General features: G+C 70.4%; 21 protein-coding genes. 12 read left to right on the top strand and 9 right to left on the bottom strand.

What is annotated here, in order from left to right; translation table 11 throughout:
* Positions 1–4 precede the first annotated feature (4 nt).
* The 5 genes from kdpC to kdpE are packed head-to-tail and all read left to right on the top strand — an operon-like array spanning position 5 to position 4,566.
* Positions 5–604 carry a potassium-transporting ATPase subunit KdpC gene (gene kdpC, locus AC07Q9_RS29890; RefSeq protein WP_495312773.1) on the top strand — a complete coding sequence of 200 codons (600 nt, stop codon included), beginning with the start codon at positions 5–7 and terminating at the stop codon, positions 602–604.
* Positions 605–618: 14 nt separating this feature from the next.
* Positions 619–975 (top strand): hypothetical protein, encoded by a 357-nt coding sequence (locus AC07Q9_RS29885; RefSeq protein ID WP_062473825.1) that lies wholly within the window; start codon positions 619–621, stop codon positions 973–975.
* Positions 965–1,096: a hypothetical protein gene (locus AC07Q9_RS29880; protein ID WP_495312772.1), complete on the top strand. Its 132-nt coding sequence runs from the start codon at positions 965–967 to the stop codon at positions 1,094–1,096. The genes AC07Q9_RS29885 and AC07Q9_RS29880 overlap by 11 nt, the downstream gene beginning before the upstream one ends.
* Positions 1,097–1,108: 12 nt before the next feature.
* Entirely contained in the window at positions 1,109–3,856 is a 2,748-nt protein-coding gene (locus AC07Q9_RS29875; RefSeq protein ID WP_495312771.1) for a DUF4118 domain-containing protein, read from the top strand.
* 8 nt (positions 3,857–3,864) lie between these two features.
* Complete coding sequence (gene kdpE, locus AC07Q9_RS29870) at positions 3,865–4,566, top strand: two-component system response regulator KdpE (RefSeq protein ID WP_495312770.1); 702 nt, start codon at positions 3,865–3,867, stop codon at positions 4,564–4,566.
* Between the two features lie 246 nt (positions 4,567–4,812).
* Here kdpE and AC07Q9_RS29865 read toward each other — a convergent pair whose 3' ends face one another.
* The 6 genes from AC07Q9_RS29865 to AC07Q9_RS29840 form a co-directional block, all read right to left on the bottom strand.
* Positions 4,813–5,934 carry a zinc-binding dehydrogenase gene (locus AC07Q9_RS29865; protein ID WP_159274788.1) on the bottom strand — a complete coding sequence of 374 codons (1,122 nt, stop codon included), beginning with the start codon at positions 5,932–5,934 and terminating at the stop codon, positions 4,813–4,815.
* Positions 5,935–6,023: 89 nt separating this feature from the next.
* On the bottom strand, positions 6,024–6,563 hold the full coding sequence (locus AC07Q9_RS29860; RefSeq protein ID WP_495312769.1) for a dual specificity protein phosphatase family protein: 540 nt from the start codon (positions 6,561–6,563) through the stop codon (positions 6,024–6,026).
* The gene (locus tag AC07Q9_RS29855) at positions 6,560–7,060 is read right to left on the bottom strand and encodes a hypothetical protein (RefSeq protein ID WP_307637607.1); all 501 of its coding nucleotides are present in this window, start codon (positions 7,058–7,060) and stop codon (positions 6,560–6,562) included. Before AC07Q9_RS29855 ends, AC07Q9_RS29860 begins: the two co-directional genes overlap by 4 nt.
* Entirely contained in the window at positions 7,057–8,199 is a 1,143-nt protein-coding gene (locus tag AC07Q9_RS29850; RefSeq protein WP_492686938.1) for an MGDG synthase family glycosyltransferase, read from the bottom strand. Before AC07Q9_RS29850 ends, AC07Q9_RS29855 begins: the two co-directional genes overlap by 4 nt.
* 84 nt (positions 8,200–8,283) lie before the next feature.
* Positions 8,284–9,729 carry a nicotinate phosphoribosyltransferase gene (locus AC07Q9_RS29845; RefSeq protein ID WP_139700490.1) on the bottom strand — a complete coding sequence of 482 codons (1,446 nt, stop codon included), beginning with the start codon at positions 9,727–9,729 and terminating at the stop codon, positions 8,284–8,286.
* Between the two features lie 65 nt (positions 9,730–9,794).
* Positions 9,795–10,871 (bottom strand): bifunctional nicotinamide-nucleotide adenylyltransferase/Nudix hydroxylase, encoded by a 1,077-nt coding sequence (locus AC07Q9_RS29840; protein WP_070063035.1) that lies wholly within the window; start codon positions 10,869–10,871, stop codon positions 9,795–9,797.
* 163 nt (positions 10,872–11,034) lie between these two features.
* On the opposite strand from AC07Q9_RS29840, the gene AC07Q9_RS29835 reads away from it, so the two are divergent.
* The 5 genes from AC07Q9_RS29835 (at position 11,035) to AC07Q9_RS29815 (ending at position 15,569) form a co-directional block, all read left to right on the top strand.
* Positions 11,035–11,868: a pseudouridine synthase gene (locus AC07Q9_RS29835; protein WP_495312768.1), complete on the top strand. Its 834-nt coding sequence runs from the start codon at positions 11,035–11,037 to the stop codon at positions 11,866–11,868.
* A 10-nt stretch (positions 11,869–11,878) separates the two neighbouring features.
* A complete protein-coding gene (locus AC07Q9_RS29830; RefSeq protein WP_495312767.1) occupies positions 11,879–12,991 on the top strand; it encodes a winged helix DNA-binding domain-containing protein in 1,113 nt (370 codons plus the stop codon).
* Between the two features lie 87 nt (positions 12,992–13,078).
* Entirely contained in the window at positions 13,079–13,735 is a 657-nt protein-coding gene (locus AC07Q9_RS29825) for a response regulator (RefSeq protein ID WP_495312766.1), read from the top strand.
* Positions 13,732–15,090, top strand: a complete 1,359-nt coding sequence (locus tag AC07Q9_RS29820; RefSeq protein WP_495312765.1) for a sensor histidine kinase — start codon at positions 13,732–13,734, stop codon at positions 15,088–15,090. Before AC07Q9_RS29825 ends, AC07Q9_RS29820 begins: the two co-directional genes overlap by 4 nt.
* Before the next feature lie 140 nt (positions 15,091–15,230).
* Entirely contained in the window at positions 15,231–15,569 is a 339-nt protein-coding gene (locus AC07Q9_RS29815; protein ID WP_492683621.1) for a hypothetical protein, read from the top strand.
* Positions 15,570–15,593: 24 nt separating this feature from the next.
* On the opposite strand, the gene aqpZ is transcribed toward AC07Q9_RS29815, so the two are convergent.
* Together aqpZ and AC07Q9_RS29805 are read right to left on the bottom strand one after the other, a co-directional pair.
* A complete protein-coding gene (aqpZ, locus tag AC07Q9_RS29810) occupies positions 15,594–16,298 on the bottom strand; it encodes an aquaporin Z (protein ID WP_095747097.1) in 705 nt (234 codons plus the stop codon).
* A 188-nt stretch (positions 16,299–16,486) separates the two neighbouring features.
* Positions 16,487–17,500: a zinc-dependent alcohol dehydrogenase family protein gene (locus tag AC07Q9_RS29805; protein WP_495312764.1), complete on the bottom strand. Its 1,014-nt coding sequence runs from the start codon at positions 17,498–17,500 to the stop codon at positions 16,487–16,489.
* 101 nt (positions 17,501–17,601) lie between these two features.
* Here AC07Q9_RS29805 and AC07Q9_RS29800 point away from each other — a divergent pair, with 101 nt between their 5' ends.
* Both AC07Q9_RS29800 and AC07Q9_RS29795 read left to right on the top strand, forming a co-directional pair.
* The gene (locus tag AC07Q9_RS29800; RefSeq protein ID WP_495312763.1) at positions 17,602–18,510 is read left to right on the top strand and encodes a LysR substrate-binding domain-containing protein; all 909 of its coding nucleotides are present in this window, start codon (positions 17,602–17,604) and stop codon (positions 18,508–18,510) included.
* Positions 18,511–18,577: 67 nt separating this feature from the next.
* Positions 18,578–19,627, top strand: a complete 1,050-nt coding sequence (locus AC07Q9_RS29795; protein ID WP_495312762.1) for an ABC transporter substrate-binding protein — start codon at positions 18,578–18,580, stop codon at positions 19,625–19,627.
* Positions 19,628–19,663: 36 nt separating this feature from the next.
* On the opposite strand, the gene AC07Q9_RS29790 is transcribed toward AC07Q9_RS29795, so the two are convergent.
* The gene (locus tag AC07Q9_RS29790; protein WP_495312761.1) at positions 19,664–20,161 is read right to left on the bottom strand and encodes a DUF3761 domain-containing protein; all 498 of its coding nucleotides are present in this window, start codon (positions 20,159–20,161) and stop codon (positions 19,664–19,666) included.
* Positions 20,162–20,364: the final 203 nt, after the last annotated feature.

Genomic DNA, 20,364 nt, shown 5'->3' with positions numbered 1-20,364 from the left:
CACCATGAAAAACAACAACGGCGGCATCGTTCGCCCCGCGCTCGTGCTCTTCGCACTGCTGAGCGCATTCACCGGCCTGCTCTACCCGGCGGCCGTCACCGGCGCCGCGCAGGCGCTGTTCCCCGCGCAGGCGGCGGGCAGCCTGGTGATGCGCGACGGCAAGCCCGTGGGCTCCGCGCTCATCGGCCAGAACTTCAGCGACCCGAAGCACTTCTGGGGCCGCCCGTCGGCCACCGCGCCGCAGCCCTACAACGCCAGCGCCTCGGGCGGTTCCAACCAGGGCCCGCTGAACCCCGCGCTGGCCGATGCCGTGAAGGCACGCGTCGAAGCGCTGCGCGCGGCCGATCCGGGCAACACCGCGCCGGTGCCGGTGGACCTCGTCACGGCCTCGGCCAGCGGGCTCGACCCCGACATCAGCCCCGCCGCCGCGAACTACCAGGCCGCCCGTGTGGCGCGCGAACGCGGCGTGCCGATCGATCAGGTGAACGTGTTGATCGTGCAGAACACCCAGAAGCCGCTGTGGGGCGTGTTGGGCGAATCGCGCGTCAACGTGCTGGCGCTGAACCTGGCGCTCGATGCTTCGACTTCTTCGACGGTGCGTTGAGGAGAAAGACAACCATGGCCTATGCCGCCTACCGTGAACATCCTGTCGCCGTCGTGCGAAGTCCGATCGCGCCGCGCACGACGCAGTTCCATGTGCTCGACGTCACCGTCTGCTGCGCCGACGCGCTGCGCGTGCGCCGCAGCATCGCGGCCTGCGCCGAGGCCGGCGTGGTGCGCTGCGAGCCGCTGCTGCATGCCTGCAGCTCGCAGGAAAGCGACGCGCCCTGCGTGCGCCTGATGATCCGTTTCCCGACCGCGCGCTATGCCGAGGTGCTGCACCGTCTCATCGAATGCGTGCCCTCGGGCGAGATCGGCCGGCTCATGAGCTGGCGCGATCACCTCGCGCGCTGCGGCCTGCGCCATGGTCACTGACCTGTTGCACGTGCTGCTGGCCATGGCGGCGCTGTTCGTGCCGCTGGGCTTCGCCTGGTGGGTGCTGTCGCGCACCGCGCGCCGACACCCACGGCGACGCAAGAACGGACCAATGCGATAACCTGCACCCCCCATGCCCGAGACCCGCCCCGACCCCGACGCCCTGCTCGCGCAACTGCGCAGCGACGAGGCGCGCGCGCTGCGCGGCAAACTGCGCATCTACTTCGGTGCCAGCGCCGGTGTCGGCAAGACCTGGGCCATGCTCAGCGCCGCCCGGCGCGAGCGCGAGGCCGGGCGCGACGTGCTCATCGGCGTGGTCGAAACCCACGGCCGCAGCGAGACCGCCGCGCTGCTCGCGGGGCTCGACACGCTGCCGCTGCGCGAGCTGCCCTACCGGGGGCGCACGCTCGCCGAGTTCGACCTCGATGCCGCCCTGGCGCGCAAGCCCGCCGTGCTGCTGGTCGACGAACTGGCCCACACCAACGCACCCGGCTCGCGCCACGCCAAGCGCTGGCAGGACGTGCAGGAGCTGCTGGCCGCCGGCATCGAGGTGTGGTCGGCACTCAACGTGCAGCACCTGGAGAGCCTTAACGGCACCGTCGGCGCCATCACCGGCGTGCGCGTGCACGAGACCGTGCCCGACACCGTGCTCGACGAAGCCGACGAGGTGGTGCTGGTCGACGTCACGCCCGACGAACTCACGGCGCGGCTCGCGGCCGGCAAGGTCTACCTGCCGCAGCAGGCCGAGCGCGCTGCACAGAACTTCTTCCGCAAGGGCAACCTGATCGCGCTGCGCGAGATCGCCCTGCGCCGCACCGCCGAACATGTCGAGGACGACGTGCGCGGCTGGCGTGTCGAACAGTCGGGCCCCGGCGGCAACGGGCAGGGCGGCGCGGCGCTGCAGGCCTGGAACACCTCGGGCGCGATCCTGGCCTGCGTCGGCCCGCACGAGGGCGCGGCGCAGACCGTGCGCACCGCCGCGCGGCTCGCAGGGCAGCTCAACGTGCGCTGGCATGCCGCGTACGTCGAGACGCCGCGGTTGCAGCGCCTCGATGCCGCGCAGCGCGACCGCATCCTCGCCGTGCTCAAGCTGGCGGAAGAGCTGGGTGCGGCCACGGCCGTGCTCACCGGTGCCGACGTGGCGGAGCAACTGTCCGAGCAGGCGCGGCGCCTCAATTGCGCGACGCTGGTCATCGGGCGATCGGAGCCCGTGCGCGGATGGCAGCGCGGGTGGGGCGCGTCCGCGGTGCCGCTGGCGCGCGCACTGGCGCAACAGGCGCCGGCGCTCGACATCCTCGAGGTCGGCCGCGCCGACAGCGCACGTCGCCTGTCGCAGGCGCCGTTCGCGGCGACCCGTGCCGACGACGAAGACGACGAGCGCGCGCAGTCCCGCTGGCCCGGCTACGCCTGGGCGGCTGCCACCAGCATCGCGCTCACGCTGCTCTGTGCGCCGCTGGCCAATGTGCTGGAGCTGACCAACATCGTCATGCTGTTCCTGCTCGGCGTGGTGGGCGTGGCGATGCGTTTCGGGCGCGGGCCGTCGGCGCTCGCGGCGATGCTCAACGTGGCGGCCTTCGACTACTTCTTCGTCGCGCCGCGCCTGTCCTTCGCGGTCAGCGACGTGCAGTACCTGCTGACCTTCGCCGTGATGCTCGGCGTGGGCCTGCTGGTGGGCCAGCTCACGGCCGGGCTGCGCTTCGCGGCCGGCGTGTCGACCAGCCGAGAGCGCCGCGCGCGTTCGCTGTTCGAGCTCACGCGCGAACTCTCGGCCGCGCTCGAAAGCACCCAGGTCGTCGCGCTCGGCGCCGCCGCCGTGCAGGCCCATTTCGGCGGCCATGCGCGCGTGCTGGTCACCGACGCGGCCGACCAGCTCGTGCCCCCCGCCGACCCGCCGCCCGGCTTCGACGCGCAGGTGGCCGACTGGGCCTTCCGCCACGGCCAGCCCGCCGGCCTGGCCACCGCCACGCTCGCCGCCCAGCCCTGGCACTACGTGCCGCTGCGCGCGCCCATGCGCGTGCGCGGCGTGCTCGCGCTGTGCCCGGCCCGCCCGCGCTGGCTGCTCATTCCCGAGCAGGCGCAGCAGTTGGACACGCTCGCGCGCCAGATCGCCATCGCGCTGGAGCGAGTGCACTACGTCGAAGTCGCGCAGCGCGCCGTGGTCGAGATGGAATCGGAGCGCCTGCGCAACGCGCTGCTCGGCGCCATCTCGCACGACGTGCGCACGCCACTCACTGCGCTCATCGCGCTGGCCGAATCGCTGCAGACCCTGCCGACCGAAGAACACGGCGAGGCCGCGCGCGCCATCGTCGCGCAGGCCCATGCGCTGCATGCGCTGGTCAGCAACCTGCTCGACATGGCGCGCCTCGAAAGCGGCGTGGCCGGCGGCGCGGTCAACCTGCGGCGCGACTGGCAGTCGGTCGAAGAGGTGGTGGGCGCCGCCATCCGCGCCGCACGTCCCGCGCTGCGCGGCATGACCGTGCAGACCGCGTGGGACCCGGAGCTGCCGCTGGTCGAGTTCGACGCCGTGCTCATCGAGCGCGTGCTCGTCAACCTGCTGGAGAACGCCGCCAAGTACGGCGCCGCGCCCATCGAGGTCGGCGCGCGCGCGGAGGCCGGCACGCTGGTGCTCACCGTGCGCGACCACGGCCCCGGCCTGCCTGCCGCGCTGCAGGGCCGCGAGCAGACCCTGTTCGACAAGTTCACGCGCGGCGAAGCCGAATCCGCCACGCCCGGCGTCGGGCTCGGCCTGGCCATCTGCCGCGCCGTGGTGAGCGCGCACGGCGGCGAGATCAGCGCGGCGAATGCGCGCGACGGCGGTGCAGAATTCACCGTCACCTTGCCGCGCCGCGAGCCACCCGAACCCGCTGAAGCCCAGCTCTGAAACCCGCCATGCCATCCCCCACCGCCATCGTGATCGAAGACGAGCCGCAGATCCGCCGCTTCGTGCGCGGCGCGCTCGAGGCCGAAGGCTGGCAGGTGCACGAGGCCGGCACCCTGCGCGACGGCCTGGCCGCCGCCGGCACGCGGCAACCCGACCTGCTGGTGCTTGATTTGGGCTTGCCCGACGGCGATGGCGTGTCGCTGATCCGCGATGTGCGCGGCTGGTCGCAGGTGCCGATCATCGTGCTCTCGGCCCGCACCGACGAAGCCGACAAGATCGCCGCGCTCGACGCCGGCGCCGACGACTACCTCACCAAGCCCTTCGGCACCGGCGAACTGCTCGCCCGCGTGCGCGCCAACCTGCGCCGTCCACGCGCCGCGGGCGGCAACGGCGACGAGCCGGCCGCAGAGGCCGTGTTCCGCTTCGGCGAGATCGAGCTGGACCGCGCCGCACGCATCGTGCGCCGCGCCGGCGTCGAGGTGCACCTCACGCCGACCGAGTACCGGCTGCTGTCGGTGCTGGTGGCCAACGCCGGCCGCGTGCTGACGCAGCGGCAGCTGCTGCGCGAGGTGTGGGGCCCGTCGCACACGGACCAGAGCCACTACCTGCGCATCTACATGGGGCATCTGCGGCAGAAGCTGGAGGCCGATCCGGCGCAGCCGAAGCATCTGTTGACGGAGACGGCGGTGGGGTACCGGCTGGTCGTCTAGTCGAAGCAAAGGGAAGGGTTCTTCACCACCCACAAAGCCCGGCAGACGGTGCGGTGTGGACGGCCCCTCTGTGCCGCCGAGGAGCGCAGCGTTTCGCGGATCAGGGCTCGCAGCTGTTTGAGCGAAGCGAGTTCTGCGAGACCCCGCGAAACGCGAGCACCGCAGGGGAGCCCGAAGGGCCGGCACAGTGGGGCCGACCGCGCCGCACCGCCTGTCGGGCGCGCCCCCGAGAGAGCGCGCACCCGATCACCCCTTGTTCGGATTCAGCAGGAATTTCTCCCCGGTCGCCTGCTTCCCATACACCCCGATCGCATCCAGCTGCAGCGCCTCGACCAGCGACACCTCCCGCGTGTAGTGGCTCGCAAACGTCGTCTTCAACTCAGCCACCACACGCGAACGCAGCCGCTGCGTGCCTTCATCGCCCAGCTTCTGCAGGAACGGGAACAGCAGCCAGCCGCCCATGCCCCAGGCCATGCCGAAGTTGCGCACGAACTCGGTCGGGCTGCGGTCCAGGCCGCCGTAGATGTAGACCTGCTTGTGCGTGGTCGAGCCGTAGCGGCTGTATTCCTTGGCCGTGCGGTTCAGCGCCGCTTCCATGCAGCCGAGGATCTGGCCGGCCAGCTTGCCGCCGCCCGTGGCGTCGAAGGCCAGCGTGGCGCCGGTGGCGACCAGTGCGTCGGTCAGCTGCTCGAGGAAGTCCGGCGAGCTGGCGTTGCAGACGTACTTCGCGCCGATGCCGCGCAGCAGCGCTTCCTGCTCGGGCTTGCGCACGATGTTGACGAGGTCGATGCCGTCCTTCTGGCAGATCTTGTTGAGCATCTGGCCCAGGTTGGACGCGGCTGCCGTGTGCACCAGCGCCTTGTGGCCTTCGCGCTTCATGGTCTCGACCATGCCCAGCGAGGTCAGCGGGTTCACGAAGCACGACGCGCCCTCGGCCGGCGTGGTGCCGGCCGGCAGCTCGAGGCACATCGCCACGGGCACCGCGCGGTACTGCGAGTACATCGCGCCGCCGATGGCCGCCACGGTCTTGCCCAGCAGCGCCTGCGCAGCCGGCGACGATCCGGCCTTGACCACCACGCCCGCACCCTCGTTGCCCACCGGCATCGACTGGTCGAGCCGCGCCGCCATCGAGGCGCGCGCGCGTTCGGGCACCGTGGCCGTGACGACGGGGCGATCGGCGGTGCCGGAGGCCACGGCGGTGCTCATGTCGGCGGCGCCGAAGAGCAGGCCCAGGTCCGACGGGTTCATCGGCGAGGCCTCGACGCGGATCACCACCTCGTGGGCCTGCGGTTCGGGCATCGGGTCGTCGTGCAGGGAGAGTTCGAGTTCGCCGTTGGAACGGACGAGGGAGCGCAGTTGGAGTGCCATGGGAAAGCCCCTGTGAAAGGTCGTTCGGAGATGGCCATCGGCCACGGGGCGGCCAGTATAGGAGCGGGTGCGCGCGCCTGCTGGCGCCTTCAAGACACCATGGGGATCACCGGGGCATGGGCCAGCGCGTGGCGCATCCGCAGCGGATCGAGCCGCTCGATGTAGCGCGGGATGTTGCGCCACAGCGTGTGGTACCCATAGCCGCCGCGCAGCATCTCCTGGCGCGCGCTGTCCTTGTCCCAGTCCTGCACGGCCATGCGGTAGACGGCCGCCACCACGCCCGTGCGGTCGGCGCCGTGCATGCAGTGGATGAGCACTGCCCCTTGCTTCTCGGCCTCGCGCATCGCGACCAGCGCGCGCAGCACCTTGGCATCGTCGATCGACCAGGTGTTGATCGGCACGCGCACCAGCCGGATGCCGCTGCCGGCAAACACCTTCCGGTCGTCGTTGAAGGAACGCAGGCTCACGACGGTGCGGATGCCCAGCGACTGCAGCGCCGCCACGTTGGCGCGGCGCGGCTGCGCGCTGCGGTACAGCGTGGGCGTGATGCGGTGCAGGTTCTCGACCTGCAGGGCGTCGAGCGGATCGGCCCAGTGGTCGGGGCGCAGGTCGGCGGTGTCTTGCTTCATCGTGCGCGGCGCGGCCAGTGTCGGCGCACCAGGATCAGCAGCGCCACCGCGAGCCCGCCCCAGTAGTCGACCGGCGCGCCCCACAGCCAGTGCTTGTGCCAGAAGGCCTTCACGGGATTGAAGTTCTCGAAGCCGAAGGCCGGGTTGATGAGAAACCACAGGAAGTCTTCGCAGACCCAGAACACGATCAGCCCCGCGAGCGCCAGCCCCCAGTCGCGCAGCGTCCAGCGCCCCTGGAAGGCCAGCGGCGAGAAGAACACCAGCATCATGAAGGTGAACACCCAGGCGTGGTACCCCGTCATCGCGCGCCCGCCCCAGAACAGGTCGAGCCAGATGTTGTTCTCGATGCGCCAGGTGGGCAGCGAGGTCGCCCAGCCGGCGCCGCCTTCGATCTGGATCTCGGCGTTGGCGAAGAAGAACGCCATCGTCACGACCCACGCGAGGTAGACCAGCGTGCGGCCGATGTGCGGCCGTGGCTCCGTAGCGTTGCCGCTCATTCGGCAACGCCCAGCACGCGCTGCAGCACCGCGCGCGCGGCCTGCGGCTTGCCCAGCGCGCGGCTGCGCGCGGCCATGGCCGCGAGCTTGGCGGGGTCGGCCATGAGGCGCGCGACCTTGTAGTCCAGGCCGATGGCGTCATACGCCAGCCAGGCGGCGCTTTCTTCCATGAGGAAGCCGGCGTTGTGTTCTTCCTGCCCCGGAATCGGCGAGATCAGCAGCATCGGCTTGCCCAGCGCCAGGCACTCCGACACCGTGAGGCCGCCGGGCTTGGTCACGACCAGGTCGGCCGCGGCCATCATCTTGTGCATCTCGTTCGTGAAGCCGACGGCCACCACGCGGCCCGGATGGCGCTGCGACAGCGCCTCGAGCCGCGCGTGGGCTTCGGCATTGCGGCCGGCCACCGCGATCACCTGGAACGGCGTGTCGCCGCCCAGCGCCAGCACGCGCTCGACCATGCTCGGCAGGTCGCCCACGCCGGCACCGCCCGAGGCCATCAGCAGCACCGGGCGCGCAGGGTCCAGGCCCAGCGCGCTGGCGCAGGCCGCGTGCGCGAGTTCGGGCGCATCGGGCTCCGAAAAGGCCGGCATCACCGGAATGCCCGTGACATGCACGCGCTCGGGCGGAATGCCGCGCGCGCGCAGCCGGAAGGCGACTTCTTCCGTGGCCGCGAGGTAGCCCGTCATGCCCGGCACCAGCCACATGTTGTGCAGGTCGTAGTCGGTGATCTGCAGCCACACGGGGCACTCGATGCGGCCCCGGTTGCGCTCGCGCATCAGCAGCTCGGCCGGCAGGAAGTGGGTGCAGATCACGGCATCGGGCTTGGCGCGTCGGATCTCGCGCACCAGCGCCCCGGTGCTCAGGCGCTCGATGCCGCGGCGCAGCCGCTGCGAGGGCGCGTGGTGCGGCGTGACGTCGGTGCGCTGGTGCAGGTACGACCACAGCTCGGGTGCGCGGTTCACCAGCTGCAGGTACCAGTCGGTGTACACCTTGCGAAAGCCCGCCGGCACATGGGCCATGGCGTCGACATGCACCGCGGTGTGCGGCGCAAACGACTGGGCGAGGGTGGCTTCTAGCGCCTGGGCGGCGCGCACATGGCCGTTGCCGGCGCTCACACTGAGGATCAGTAGTTTGGTCATGGATTCGGCGGTCTGGTCGCCGGATTATGGACATGCCATGTGGCACGGCCGGTGCACACGCGCCGTGCTGGAAGGATCACCGCCTCAGAGCGGCGCCCGCGACGTGACGAGCTGATTCACGCCGGCGGCCGCCCGCTCGCGAATCGCCTCGAAGGTGGTGTTCGCGACGATGCGTCCGTTCTCGAACACCGTTTGCAGCAGATCGACCTGGCCGCTCGCCAGCGCTTCTTCGCGCAGCGTCTGCACTTCGCCGCGCGCGTTGCGCACCAGCGCGAGCCGCCCCTTCTTCGAGGCCTTGTTCACATCGCCCACCGGCGACTTGTAGACATCGCGCCACTCGCCGTTCACCTGCATCGCCGAGCACTTCATCGCCCATTGCATGGTGTCGCGGTTGACCTGCTGCAGCAGGCCGCCGCCCATGCCGAAGGAGATGTTCTCGGTCGAGAAGCCGTTGTGGAAGAAGTTCGAGAGGCACAGCCGCAGCGAGTCGAGGTTCACGCCGTCGCCCTGGATGATGCGCACGTTGTTCAGCACGCGGAACCCCTTGGCATTCGTCGTGGTGCCGAAGCGTTCGGCCAGGATCTGCGCCACCTTGAGCGTGGTTTCGGCCGGGTCGCCCGAGTCGGGCCGCACCACCAGCGTCGCGCCCGAGGCCACCACCTTCGCCTTGAGCTCGTCGCCCCAGATGCGTGCGCAGGCATTGAAGATGTCGTAGCTGTCGCTCACCACGGCGAAGGTCGTGCCGGGCTTGGCGAACTGGTCGACCATGTTGCTGTACGCGTCGGACTCATGGTCGCGGCCCCAGCCCGTGATGGTGCTGTGCTCGGCCGCGGGAATCGAGAAGCCCGCCACGTCGCAGTCGTAGTAACGACGCGCCGCCACCAAGGCGGCCAGCGTGTCGGTGCCCATGAAGTTGACCAGGTGGGCCATGCCGCCGAGCGCCGCCGACTCCAGGCTCGACACGCCGCGCGCGCCGAAGTCGTGCAGCCTGAACGCGATCTGGCCTTGCGGGTCGTCGCAGGTCGCTTCGAGGTAGCGCAGCAGCGTGGTGCGTGCGGCGGCCGAGAGCGTGGCCACCGTGGTCGGATACCAGATGGCGCGCAGCAGTTCGGTTTCGAGAAAGCTCGTGACCCAGAAGAACTCGGGGTCGGTGTTCTCGATGGTCGCGAGGACGTTGTGCACCGGCAGCACGCTGCCCTCGGGGACCGCGCGGATGCGCACGGGCATCAGTCCGTCGTGCTTCTCGATCAGCCGCAGCCAGCCTTCGCGGTTGAAGGGTTCGCCGTGCACGGCCATCATCGCGGCGGCCTCCTCGACGTCGCTGCGCGTCACCGGCGTCTGCAGGTACTCGCGCAGGTACGCCTGCAGGCCGAAGAACAGCGAATGGCTGAAGAGCCCGCCGCGCGATTCGATGTAGCTGTGCACGGTCTGCGTACCGGGCGGGTACTGCATCCAGTGCGACACCTTGTAGGAGTCGGTGCGCAGCAGCAGGTTGTTGCCCAGGGGCGAGGAGGTGAGGTTGCGGTTCATGTGAAAGCTCCTTTCACGTGGGCCCCGTCAACCGGAGCCCGTTCTTGCTGACAAAGCCTGGTCGTTCAGTTCTTGCCCAGGCCACCCAAAAAATGGTTTGCGATGAAGTAGTGGTCTTCGTAGATGCGGTCCGGCATCCCGAGGAACTCGGCAATCGGCACCCACCGCACCGCGGCCGCGTCGTCGTCGGCACGCACGTCCGACAGGCCCGTCCACTGGTTGTGGGCCAGCTCGAAGAAGAAGCCGTGCGTGATCGTGCGGCCGCGCTGCGAGCGGTCGGGGGCATCGAACACATGGCTGGCCTTCATGCTGCCGTTGAGCACGGGCACGGGCACCTTGAGGCGGGTTTCTTCCTTCAGCTCGCGGATGGCCGCGTCCTGCAGCCGCTCGTGCTGGCCGACGAAGCCGCCGGGCAGCGCCCACGTGCCCTTGCCAGGGTGGAACTTGCGCTGCACCAGGAGGATGTGGCCGGCCTCGACCACGATGGCATCGACCGTGGTGTAGATCGGCGGAAAGTCGCTGCCCGCATAGCGGTACTTGTCGCGGTAGTCGACGAGGAAGGCGCGCTCGTCGCAGAGCTCGGCATAGTCGGCGGTGCCGGTGAACTTGTCGAGGAAGGCGGCGGTGCCGTCGGGCAGGTCGGCGCGTGCGAGCTGGCCGCGGTTCTCGGGGTCGAAATAGAGGTTGCGCACGTCGGTGGCGTTGAGGCTTTCCACGCTGTGCTGGCCCACGAACTCCCAGTGCGGGAAGAGCTTGAGGTAGTAGCTGGAGCTGTCCTTCAGGTGCCCCACCAGCGCGACCTTGGCCTGCGCCGCGGGCACATGGCCATCCTGCTGGATCAGCCGCTCGACGGCAGACTGGATCGACGCGATCCAGATCTGGTCGTTGTAGGGCGAGTCGCCGACGCCGACGACGCTCACGCGCATCTGCTCGGTGCCGCGCAGGCACGCGCGCACCATGCGTTCGCGTTCATCGAAGGTGAAGGGGTCCTTGACGCTGCGCGGCTTGCGGTCGGAGCCGACCACCACGATGACCCGATCGGCGGCGCGAAGGCCTTCTTCGATGAGTCGCTGGTGACCGAAATGAACGGGCTGGAAACGCCCGATGACGATGGCGTACTGAAACTTGCGTGTGTTTGGCATGCTCACTTGGGAATCCCCCAAAAAGGGCGCAATCAACTTGCGCCTGGATTCAGGATAGCACCGGTGTGACGCATCGATCAAGTGTTCCTGGCCCCACGGGGCAGGCGGCCGATGGCAAACGGCCAGATACTCGCAGGGCGCATTTGCTAGGATTTGCCCCCCCATGACCGAGCCCTCCACCTCCCCCCACGCGCCCGTGCGCCTCAACAAACGCATGGCCGAACTCGGCCTGTGCTCGCGCCGCGAGGCGGACGACTGGATCGCGCAGGGCTGGGTGCGGGTCAACGGCAAGCCTGCCGAGATGGGCGTGAAGGTCACGCCCAACGACCGCATCGAGGTCGACAAGGCCGCCAAGGGGCAGCAGGCGAACCAGGTCACGATCCTCATCAACAAGCCCATCGGCTACGTGAGCGGGCAGGCCGAAGACGGCCACGAGCCGGCGGTCACGCTGTTCACGCCGCAGAACCGCTGGGCGGAAGACAACGCGCGCTTCTTCTTCGGCCCGCAGCAGCTGCGTGGCCTGGCGCCCTGCGGGCGGCTGGACATCGACTCCACCGGCCTGCTCGTGATGACGCAGGACGGCCGCATCGCGCGCCAGCTCATCGGCGAAGACTCGACGATGGACAAGGAATACCTCGTGCGCGTGGCCTACCACGGCCTGGACCAGCCCGCGCCCACCGGCCAGCTGGTGCGCCTGGACGACGACGACCCGGTCACCACCAACGTGCAGGCGGTGTTTCCGCCCGCCATGCTGGCCCGGCTGCGGCACGGCCTGAGCCTGGACGGCCAGGCGCTCAAGCCGGCGCGCGTGGAGTGGCAGAACCCCGAGCAGCTGCGCTTCGTGCTCACCGAAGGCAAGAAGCGCCAGATCCGCCGCATGTGCGAGCTGGTCGGCCTCAAGGTGGTGGGCCTGAAGCGCGTGCGCATCGGCAAGGTGATGCTGGGCAACCTGCCGGTGGGCCAGTGGCGCTACCTGGCGCCGCACGAAAAATTCTGACGACCCGCCCATGGCCGCGGTGCTGAGCCGTCGCGCGCTGAACCGGGCCACGCTCGCGCGGCAGATGCTGCTGGCGCGGCGCAAGGCGAGCGTCGTGCAGGCCATCGAGAAGCTGGCCGGGCTGCAGGCGCAGGCGCCCAACCCGCCCTACATCGGCCTGTGGAGCCGGCTCGAAGGATTTCATCGCGCGCAGCTGACCGACGCGCTGAAGAACCGCCGCATCGTGCGCATGTCGACGCTGCGCGCCACCCTGCACCTGATGACCGCCGCGGATGCATGGGCCTGGCGGCCGTTGCTCGAACCCGTGCACCAGCGCGGCCTGTCGGGCCTGCATGCGCGGGCCCTCGAAGGCGTCGACCGCGCGGCCGTGGTGAAGGCGGGCCGTGCACTGCTGGGCGACGGACCGCTCACCGGCACCGCCCTCGGCCAGGCGCTCGCGGCGCGCTGGAAAGACCACGCGCCGGCCTCGCTCGCCGCGCTCATCCGCAACAACGTGCCGCTGGTCCACCTGCCGCCCGCGGGCAGCTGGAACTCGCACCAGAACGCGCTGCTGCAGCCGCTCGGCGATTGGCTGGGCGATGCCACCGCCGAGATCGCCACCGCCACGCAGGACGACCTGCTGCTGCGCTACCTCGCCGCCTTCGGCCCCGCGACGCTGGCCGATGCCGGCGCGTGGTCGGGCCTCACGGGCTGGAAGGCCGTGGCCGATCGATTGAGGCCGCAGCTGCGCGTGTTCACCGGCGACGAGGGCCAGGAACTCTTCGACCTGCCACGCGCGCCGCGCCCCGACCCCGACACGCCCGCGCCGCCGCGCCTGGTCGCCGAGTGGGACAACCTGCTGCTCTCGCACGCCGACCGCCGCCGCGTGCTCGACGAGGCACACCGCGCCCGCGTGTTCACCATCAACGGCATCGTGCGCGGCACGGTGCTGCTCGACGGTTTCGTGGCGGGCACCTGGAAGGTCGAGCGCGCGACGCAGGCGGCCACCGTGGTGCTGGAGCCTTTCACGCGCTGGTCCGCTGCCGACCGGCGCGGCGTGGAAGAAGAGGCGCTGCGCCTGCTGGCCTTTGCCACGGACACAGAGGACGAGCGGCACGCGGTCCGCGTCCTAAGCCCCGCCTAAGTCTTCGCGCCTACGCTGCGCCGAGGCGCAGGGCCCCTGACGATCATCCCGGTCGCGTGCTACCTTGCGCGCAAAGGAGTCGCCGCGATGCGCGTGCTGCTGGTGGAAGACGACGAAATGATCGGGCGCAGCCTGAAGCAGGCGCTCGAGGGCGCGGGCTGGTCGGCTGACTGGGTGCGCGACGGCGAGCTGGCGCACAGCGCGCTCGGCGACGGCGGCTACACCTGCGTGCTGCTCGACCTGGGCCTGCCCCGCCAGGACGGCACCGAGGTGCTGCGCCGCGCGCGCGAACGCGGCGACGCCACGCCCGTGCTGGTGCTCACCGCGCGCGACGGCCTGGACGACCGCATCCACAGCCTCGACCTCGGCGCCGACGACTACCTGCTCAAGCCCTTCGAGTTCCGCGAGCTGCTCGCGCGCATGCGCGCCGTGGTGCGCCGCCGCGACGGCGCCGCGCATTCGCTGGTCGGCACCGCCGCGCTGCAGCTGGACCTCACGACGCGCGAGGTGGCCGTGAACGGCGTGCGCGAGGCGCTCACCGCGCGCGAGTTCGCGTTGCTGCATGCGCTGCTGGAGCGGCCCGGCGCCATCCTCTCGCGCGAGCAGCTCGAGAACCGCATCTACGGCTGGGGCGACGAAGTGACCAGCAACGCCATCGACGTGCTGATCCACGGCATGCGCCGCAAGCTCGGCGCCGACGCGATCCGCAACGTGCGCGGGCTGGGCTGGCGAGTGGCGACATGACCGGTGACCGCCGCTGGTGGCGCCCGCGTTCGCTGCGCACCCAGCTGCTGCTGTGGCTGGTCACGCTGCATGTGGTGGCGGCGGTGCTCACGGCGTGGTTCTCCTTCCTGGCCTACGGCAACCTCGTGCACAACGCACTCGACGACCAGATGCGGCTGGTGGCCGAGTCGTACGCGGGCAACGACCCGCCCAAGACCCCGCGCGCGATGGACGGCGAGGCGGCCTTCTCGCGCGGCGCCTTCGTGGTGCAGCTGTGGAGCGCCGATGGCGCCACCTTGCGCGCGAGCTCGTGGCCTGCGCTGTCGGTGCCGCTGCAGCCCGGCAGCGGCTTCAGCGACGTGCACGCCGAAGGGCCCGCGCATTCACGCTGGCGCGTGTTTACGGCCGAGCCCGCGCCGCATGCCGACGCGCTGCGCGTGCAGGTGCTGCAGAACGAGGACTACCGCCATCGCCGCGCACTGCGCCGCGCCCTGCTCGAAGGCCTGCCGATCGCGCTGCTGCTGCCGGCGGCGCTGCTGGTGCTGTGGCTCATCGTGTCGGCCGCCTCGCGCTCGCTGCGCGGCGTGGCGCGCGACGTGGCCTCGCAGGACGAGCGCCGCCCCACCGAACTGTCGCTGGCGCGCGTGCCCGACGAGATCACGCCGCTGGTGGGCGCCTTCAACCACCTGCTGTCGCGCGTGCGCAGCGCCTTCGCCACGCAGCGGCGCTTCGTGCAGGACGCGGCGCACGAGCTGCGCACGCCGATGGCCGCCATCGGCCTGCAGATCGAGAACCTGCGCGCGCACGTGCCGGCCGGCGAAGCCACCGAGCGCTTCAACCAGCTCGAGGCCGGCGTGACGCGCGCGCAGCACCTCATCGAGCAGCTGCTGCAGCTGTCGCGGCAGGACGCGCCGCCCTCGGATGCGCCGGGCGAGCGGGTCGACATCGAGGCGCTGCTGCGCGAGAGCCTGGGCCAGCGCATGGTGCTGGCCGACGCGCGGCGCATTGACGTGGGCTTCGAAGGTCTGACCGGTGCGGTGGTGACTGCGCCCGCCGCCGAGCTGCGCAGCGTGTTCGACAACCTGATCGACAACGCGCTGCGCTATGCGCCCGAAGGCGGCGTGGTCGATGTGCGGCTGCACCGGGTCGACGGGCAGGCGGTGGTCGACGTTCTCGACAACGGGCCGGGCATTCCGCCGGCCGAACTGGAGCGCGTGTTCGACCGCTTCTTTCGCGTGCCGGGCGCGGCGGCGGGCGGCAGCGGGCTGGGCCTGGCGATCGCGCGCACGGCGGCCGAGCGGCATGGCCTGCGCATCGAGCTGCGCAACAGGGACGACGGGCCGGGGCTGAGGGCGCGGGTGCTGCTGCCGATGTAGCCGTTGGGGTGCTCACTCCCCGCTCATTCTTCGCTCACGCTGGCCTCAGTCAGGCTGCCTAGAGTGGCTGCAGGTCCTGCTGCGCGCGGTCCGCGCGACGGCACCGGACCGGAGACAACCTGCCCTCAGGAGAACACACCATGCGCACTTCGTTCCAACTTCTTGCCGTTGCTTCCTTCGCCGCGTTCGCGGCGCTGGGCACGGTCAATGCCTCCGCCGAAACCACCGACGGTTCGGACTTCCACCCGCTGCAGATGAATTCGCCGGAGAACCCGGAGGTGCAGGCCGGCGCGATGGCGGCGGCACGTCCGAGCGGCACGGAGCCCATTGGCCAGTCGACGTCGGCGCCGGCAGTCAGTGCGATGACCCCGGTGTCCGACATCCAGGCCGGCGCCTATGCGGCCTCGCACCCGACGGGCACCGAGCCCATCGGGCAATCGACTTCACTGCCGATGGTGAAGTCGGGCAGCGGAAGCTGATTCCGCTGCCGGGGACTTACCAGCTCAGTCGTCGTTGCTGCTGAGCAGTGCGCGGTAGATCACCGCGCCGATGATCGCGCCCACGATCGGGGCGACCCAGAACAGCCACAGCTCCGACACCGCATACGACGGGCCGAACAGGGCCGGGCCGGTGCTGCGCGCCGGGTTCACCGAGGTGTTGGTCACGGGGATCGACACCAGGTGGATCAGCGTCAGGCACAGGCCGATGGCCATGCCCGCGAAGCCGGCCGCCGCGCGCTTGGCGGTGGCACCCAGGATCACGATCAGGAACACGGCGGTCATCACCACTTCGCTGATGAGTGCGGCCGTCATGCCGTACTTGCCGGGCGAGTGCTCGCCGTAGCCGTTGGTGGCAAAGCCGCCGATGTCCGCGCCCGGTTTGCCGGTGGCGATCAGGTACAGCACGCCGGCCGCCGCGATGGCGCCCAGCACCTGCGACACGATGTAGCCCGGCAGCTGCCCGGCCTTGAAGCGGCCCGCGGCTGCGAGGCCGATCGACACGGCCGGGTTGAAGTGGCCGCCCGAGATCGGACCGAGCGCATAGGCGCCGGTGACCACCGTCAAACCGAAGGCCAGCGAGACGCCGAGCAGGCCGATGCCGACGCCCGGAAAGGCCGCCGCCAGAACTGCGCTTCCGCAGCCTCCGAGCGTGAGCCAGAAAGTACCAATGAATTCTGCAGACCACTTTTTGTAGGTACTGTGTTCCATAACGCTCCATCCTGAAGTTGAGAAAGCACGCTCGGCGGGGGCCGAACGCGGGCCGCATTCTAGGAACGGGAATTGGAGGCGTCGAGCAAACCGGCGCGCTTAGCGGCAACTGTTCACGAATGCTGTGGATTTGTGCCCTGCAGCATTTGCAAATGGTCGGGCGAAGGCGAGGCCGCGTCACATCGCCGTCATGCCATCGTCACGACGACCTTGCCGAACGCGCCGCGTTCCAGGTGGTCGAGCGCGGCGGGCAGTGCGTCGAAGCCGTAGCGCGCGGCGATCACCGGCTTGAGTGCGTTCGCATCGACCGCGCGCACCAGCTCTTCGAGCGCGCGCCGGTGGCCGACGCCGATGCCCTGCACCGTCACGCGGCCGAGCACCATCGCGTAGAACGACGCGCTCAGCGTGTCGCCACTGAGCATGCCGATGATCGACACACGCCCGCCCTGTTTCACGGCCTGCAGCGAGCGGTCGAGGTCGGGGCCGCTCGACAGTTCGAGCACGTGGTCGGCGCCGCGCCCGTGCGTGAGCCGGCGCACCTCGGCGGGCCAGTCGCTGTCGCGCGCCAGAACGTGCGTGGCGCCGAGCGCGCGTGCCGCGGCCTGCTTGTCGGCGCTGCCCGTCACCACGATGGCCTGCGCGCCATGCAGCCGCGCGAGCTGCAGGCCGAACAGCGCGACGCCGCCGGTGCCGTGGACCAGCACCGTCTCGCCCGCGCGCAGGGCGCCGGTCTCCACCAGCGCGAACCACGCCGTGAGGCCGGCGCAGGGCAACGTGCTCGCTTCCTCGAGGCTCAGCGTGGCGGGCGCGGCCACGGCCCAGTTCGCATCGATGCACACGTGCGAGGCCAGCATGCCGGGCCCGGGGCCGCCGAGCAGCGTGGTGTCGGCGTGCCTGTGGCTGTCGGTCCAGCCGCCCCAGAAGGTGTTGATCACGCGGTCGCCCACGGCAAAGCGGCGCACGCCGGGGCCCACGGCCACCACGGTGCCCGCCATGTCCGAGCCGGGCGTGAAGGGCAGCTCTAGAGGCATGCCCATGCCGTCGCGCACCATGAGCAGGTCGCGGTAGTTGAGCGCCACCGCGCCCACGCGCACGAGGATCTGGCCCGCGCCCGGCGAGGGCATCGGCGCTTCGGCCTGTGCGAGGTGGGCGCGGCCCAGTCGGGGAAGCTGCCAGCGGCGCAGCACATCGGGTTCTTGCATCGGAAAAGGCTCCATCGGAAAAGATCGGCTTCGATGCTATTGACGATGAAAACGATCCGGTGGAGGATAATTTTCCGAAGAATGGTGCTTGAAAGTATCCAATGAGCCAACGCCTGCAAGGCATCGAGGAGTTCGTCGCGGCGGTGGAGGCGGGCAGCTTCGCGCTCGCCGCGCAGCGCCTGCACGTCACCCGTTCGGCCGTCGCCAAGAGCATCGCGCGGCTCGAAGCGCGGCTGGACACGCGCCTCTTCTTGCGCACCACGCGCAGCCAGAGCCTCACCGAGGAAGGGCACGGCTACTACGAGCGCTGCCGCCGCGCGCTGGCCGAGCTGGAGGCGGCCGAGGCGCTCACCGACGCCGCGCGCCACACGGCCAGCGGCCTCGTGCGCCTGAGCATGCCGGCGATGCTCGGGCGGCTCAAGGTGGGGCCGCTGCTGCTGGCCCTGGCGCGCCAGCACCCGCAGCTGTCGCTGGAGCTGGCCTTCAACGACCGGCGCGTCGACCTCGTGGAGGAGGGGCTCGACCTGGCCATCCGCAGCGGCGAGCTCGACGACAGCGCAGGCCTCGTGGCGCGGCCCGTCGGCGTGCAGTGGATGCTGCTGTGCGCCGCGCCCGCGTACCTGGCCGAGCGCGGCCATCCGCGCGACCTGCACGCACTGGTCGCGCCGCACGAGGCCGTGTACTACGCCCGCGACGGGCAGGTCTCGCCCTGGCGCTTTCGCGAGGGCGACACGGAGGTGGAGGCCGCGCTGCCCTCGCGGCTGCGCTGCGACAGCGCCGAGGTGCTGCTGGAGGCCGCCATCGGCGGCATGGGCCTGGCGCGGCTGCCGGCCTGGCTGGCGGCCGACGCGCTCGCGGCCGGCACGCTGGTGCGCGTGTTCGACGAGCCCGAGCCCTTCGGTTTTCCGCTGCACGTGATCCGCACGCCGAGCCGCTACCTGCCGCTGAAGACGCGCGTGGTGATCGACTGGCTGGTGGAACACCTGCCGCCGCTGCTGGCGGCGCGCTGACCTCAAGCACCCACGCCGGCGCTATCCTGCGCTGTCATACAACGTCGAACAACGAGGAGACCTGCCCATGCCTTCATCCGCCCCCCGGCACACCGTGCGTGCCCTTGCCACCGCCTGCCTGGGCACGGCGCTCCTGCTCGGGGCGCCGCTGGCCGCCGCGCAAGGCACCGTCAACGCGCTGTGCAGCACCGACGTGGGCTGGTGCGAGGCGGCCGCCACGGCCTTCACGCGCGAGACCGGCATCAAGGTGCAGCAGGCCCACAAGGGCACCGGCGAAATCGGTGCGCAACTGCGCGCCGAAGCCGCCAACCCCAAGACCGACCTCTGGTGGGGCGGCACCGGCGACCCCTTCCTGCAGGCCGCCGAGCAGGGCCTGCTCGAGCCCTACCGCCCGGCCTACATCAACGACCTGCACGACTGGTCGGTGCGCCAGTACGCCATGTCGCAGAACATGGTGGGCGGCTTCTACACGAGCGCCATGGGCTTCGGCTTCAACACCGACCTGCTGAAGAAAAAGAAGCTCGCCGAGCCCAAGTGCTGGGCCGACCTCATCAAGCCCGAGTACAAGGGCGAGATCGAAATCTCGCACCCCGCCACCAGCGGCACGGCCTACACCGTCATCGCGGGCCTGGTGCAGCAGATGGGCGAGGAGCCCGCGTTCGAGTACCTGAAGAAGCTGCACAAGAACGTCACCAGCTACACGCGCAGCGGCCAGGCCCAGGCGCCCAACGTGGCCAAGGGCGAGGTGGCGATCGGCGTGAGCTTCATCTTCGGCTTCGAGCGCTGGCGGCACGACAAATTTCCGGTGAAGACCGCCGCACCCTGCGAAGGCACGGGCTTCGAGATCGGCGGCATCGCGCTCGTGAAGGGCGCGCGCAACAAGGAGAACGCCAAGCGCTACTACGACTGGCTCATGAGCCCCGCGGGCCAGTCCATCGGTGCCAAGGCCGGCAGCCTGCAGTCGCCGGCCAACAAGACCTTCAAGCCCGATCCGCGCATTCCGTCGATGGAGAGCGTGAAGCTCATCAAGTACGACTTCGAGAAGTACGGCAAGGCGGCCGAGCGCAAGCGGCTCATCGACCGCTGGACGCGCGAAGTCGAGTCGCAGCCCCGGTAGCCCGTCGCCGGACTCCGGGGCCGCAACAGGCGTGCCTTACGAGCAGGCCTTGTTGTGCGCGGCGTGCATGCCCTTGGCCTTGGCATCGGCCTCCGTCAGGTACTCGCCCTTCTTGGTCTTGCCGTAGTAGCGGTCGCCCATGCAGTGGTAGACCTTGGTCTGGTCGTTGGCCCAGACCTTGCCGGCGCCGCCACCGGGTGCCGCAGCCATCTTCGAGGGATCAGGCGCGCCAGGCGCCTTGGTCGCGGCACCCGCGGTCGGGGCCGGCGCTGCCGGGGCGGCGGGTGCAGCCGCAGGCGTGGGGGCGGTTGCGGGTGCCGCAGCTGCTGCCTTGGCCTCCTTGCCGTACCAGGTCTGGATGCCCTTGTGGCCGCGGCAGGCGCCCGACTTCGTGTCCGGCGAGGCATAGCTGCCGTCCTTGCACTGCACCGTGGTGCCCGCCGGTGCATCGGCCGGCACCTGTGCATGGGCTGACAGGGCGGTGAAGGCCAGGCCCGCGCAGGCCAGGAACAAGGCGTTGAAATTTGTCGTCATGAGAATCCCTTCGGGGGCAGGTGGTAAGGCGGCCGAGCTTCCGCGTCCGATCCCAGCAGCACCTGACTTGCGGTGCCATCGGGGGCCGCGGCGTGAACTGCGCCACGGATGGGGAAGAATGCTGCTTTCCCGTGCCCGGCCGCCTGCTTGCCAAGCGGGCGATCCGGGCGTGCCGCCGAGGCGACCCGGCTTAGAATTTTTCG

The organism is Variovorax sp. GW821-FHT09A10, assembly GCF_059418385.1.
Note: the sequence above shows the minus strand (reverse complement) of the source record. Positions and strands in the feature narration are given on the sequence as shown.

Coding starts and splice junctions, on each gene's coding strand:
- AC07Q9_RS29860 (WP_495312769.1), bottom strand. CDS start 6,563: ATGAAGCAAGACACCGCCGACCTGCGCCCCGACCACTGGGCCGATCCG.
- AC07Q9_RS29835 (WP_495312768.1), top strand. CDS start 11,035: ATGACCGAGCCCTCCACCTCCCCCCACGCGCCCGTGCGCCTCAACAAA.
- AC07Q9_RS29795 (WP_495312762.1), top strand. CDS start 18,578: ATGCCTTCATCCGCCCCCCGGCACACCGTGCGTGCCCTTGCCACCGCC.
- AC07Q9_RS29850 (WP_492686938.1), bottom strand. CDS start 8,199: ATGACCAAACTACTGATCCTCAGTGTGAGCGCCGGCAACGGCCATGTG.
- AC07Q9_RS29820 (WP_495312765.1), top strand. CDS start 13,732: ATGACCGGTGACCGCCGCTGGTGGCGCCCGCGTTCGCTGCGCACCCAG.
- AC07Q9_RS29865 (WP_159274788.1), bottom strand. CDS start 5,934: ATGGCACTCCAACTGCGCTCCCTCGTCCGTTCCAACGGCGAACTCGAA.
- AC07Q9_RS29790 (WP_495312761.1), bottom strand. CDS start 20,161: ATGACGACAAATTTCAACGCCTTGTTCCTGGCCTGCGCGGGCCTGGCC.
- AC07Q9_RS29845 (WP_139700490.1), bottom strand. CDS start 9,729: ATGAACCGCAACCTCACCTCCTCGCCCCTGGGCAACAACCTGCTGCTG.
- aqpZ (WP_095747097.1), bottom strand. CDS start 16,298: ATGGAACACAGTACCTACAAAAAGTGGTCTGCAGAATTCATTGGTACT.
- kdpE (WP_495312770.1), top strand. CDS start 3,865: ATGCCATCCCCCACCGCCATCGTGATCGAAGACGAGCCGCAGATCCGC.
- AC07Q9_RS29815 (WP_492683621.1), top strand. CDS start 15,231: ATGCGCACTTCGTTCCAACTTCTTGCCGTTGCTTCCTTCGCCGCGTTC.
- AC07Q9_RS29800 (WP_495312763.1), top strand. CDS start 17,602: ATGAGCCAACGCCTGCAAGGCATCGAGGAGTTCGTCGCGGCGGTGGAG.
- AC07Q9_RS29805 (WP_495312764.1), bottom strand. CDS start 17,500: ATGCAAGAACCCGATGTGCTGCGCCGCTGGCAGCTTCCCCGACTGGGC.
- AC07Q9_RS29830 (WP_495312767.1), top strand. CDS start 11,879: ATGGCCGCGGTGCTGAGCCGTCGCGCGCTGAACCGGGCCACGCTCGCG.
- AC07Q9_RS29880 (WP_495312772.1), top strand. CDS start 965: ATGGTCACTGACCTGTTGCACGTGCTGCTGGCCATGGCGGCGCTGTTC.
- kdpC (WP_495312773.1), top strand. CDS start 5: ATGAAAAACAACAACGGCGGCATCGTTCGCCCCGCGCTCGTGCTCTTC.
- AC07Q9_RS29825 (WP_495312766.1), top strand. CDS start 13,079: ATGCGCGTGCTGCTGGTGGAAGACGACGAAATGATCGGGCGCAGCCTG.
- AC07Q9_RS29855 (WP_307637607.1), bottom strand. CDS start 7,060: ATGAGCGGCAACGCTACGGAGCCACGGCCGCACATCGGCCGCACGCTG.
- AC07Q9_RS29875 (WP_495312771.1), top strand. CDS start 1,109: ATGCCCGAGACCCGCCCCGACCCCGACGCCCTGCTCGCGCAACTGCGC.
- AC07Q9_RS29840 (WP_070063035.1), bottom strand. CDS start 10,871: ATGCCAAACACACGCAAGTTTCAGTACGCCATCGTCATCGGGCGTTTC.
- AC07Q9_RS29885 (WP_062473825.1), top strand. CDS start 619: ATGGCCTATGCCGCCTACCGTGAACATCCTGTCGCCGTCGTGCGAAGT.